At 54.4% G+C, this 1,339-nt stretch carries 2 protein-coding genes; both read right to left on the bottom strand.

Features of this window, described 5'->3' with window-relative positions; all coding sequences use genetic code 11:
* Positions 1–273: 273 nt before the first annotated feature.
* Positions 274–825 (bottom strand): imm11 family protein, encoded by a 552-nt coding sequence (locus CAI21_RS22725; RefSeq protein WP_116304385.1) that lies wholly within the window; start codon positions 823–825, stop codon positions 274–276.
* A 12-nt stretch (positions 826–837) separates the two neighbouring features.
* Positions 838–1,230 (bottom strand): AHH domain-containing protein, encoded by a 393-nt coding sequence (locus CAI21_RS26215; RefSeq protein ID WP_404840909.1) that lies wholly within the window; start codon positions 1,228–1,230, stop codon positions 838–840.
* Positions 1,231–1,339: the final 109 nt, after the last annotated feature.

Here is a 1,339-nt window from a genome sequence, read left to right as displayed (position 1 = left end):
CCACTGCCGCCCCATCCAGGCGCCGGGTAGTTGTCCGCGACCCCACTGCTTTATCGACTCGCACCCTTGACCACGGGGAGGCGTCCATATATGTCCCCTGGTTTTCTGCGTATTTCCTTTCTGGAAATCGACAAGGGGGAAATAGCCATTTTGCGATCTACAAACATTGTACCAATCCTTGTAATCGCTCTTGGCCAATGCAGCTTCAATTGCTTTGCCTCGTTCAGTCGCCTTCAAGTTCCAGACTGCGCCCTTTGGGACAACAGCTTGCTGTTACCACTTCCAATCCTGGGGAGAGACGAACTCTACACCCGCAACCCCAAGCTCTCGGCATTTTTCCGCCAAGCTATCGCTGGCCAAGAGAATGTTATCGTAGGAATTTTTAAGACGGAAAAGCGGAACATCGCCAGCCCGAGCCTCGTCAATCACAAGAACGTCGATCTGGTCAATGTACTCGTCATCCATTTCATAGACAGCCCGCTCATAGTCGAGGCAGTCAATGTTCTCCAGAATGTTCGCGACGTAGTAGGAGCTTTCCTCAACAGCGCCATCTCTAAGAATGAGCTCCACGACATGATATTCAACAGCGCACCCTAGAGCATCCAGAGCCGCCCTCGTCTTTTCGGATGCTATCAGCAGCGGCCCCGACTCAAAGAAATCGGCTGGCTCCCCACTTTGATCTATCTGCAGCCGAAGACGCGGAAATGCGTCGCCAAACGGCGCGCCAGCAGTAGTCTTAAATCCCTTTAGAGCATCCATATTCAATACGGTCGCCCTAACCACAAAGCGCGGCTCATCTAGATTGGTGCGCATTATGTAGTGCATAAACCACCTAGTTTAGTTCGGATCAGCATGCTGCAACCTCACCTGCCTGGCGAGGAGCGCATTCCTGATATTGTCCTCAATCCTTCCTAGCTCACTTGGTAGCTGGCTGTCAGAAACGCGTCCGGCATCATACCTTCGTTGCAGTCTGTTTAGCTGAGAATTCACATATCTCTCGTAGTCTGCCACGTGGCGCCCAGTGTGCAGAGGCAAACCTGTTGCAGCGCTTTCTGCAACCGTCGTAGGCAACGCGATTCCGTTCGACCCTCGGTTAATGTCATACCCGAGCTCGGCAGCACGATGCATAACAGGAAAACGATTCGCCTCCGCAACGCCCACTAGGTGATGTCCGGCGTATCCCTGCGGGACACCTCCTACAATATTCGCGTTGATGTTGCCCCTCTGCAACGTCCCAATGTTATTTGGGACATCTCCCGCCCCACCCCCAGCCAACGGCGGCGCCGCCTCCGCCCCCTGCCCCTGAGGGCCACTACCACTGCCGCTAAGTTCGCCCTGG

Origin of the sequence: Alkalilimnicola ehrlichii, from assembly GCF_003399765.1 — a bacterium.
In the GTDB taxonomy this organism is placed as follows: Bacteria; Pseudomonadota; Gammaproteobacteria; order Nitrococcales; family AK92; genus AK92.
The sequence above is the reverse complement of the archived record's forward strand: the minus strand, read 5'-3'. Positions and strand labels throughout refer to the sequence as shown.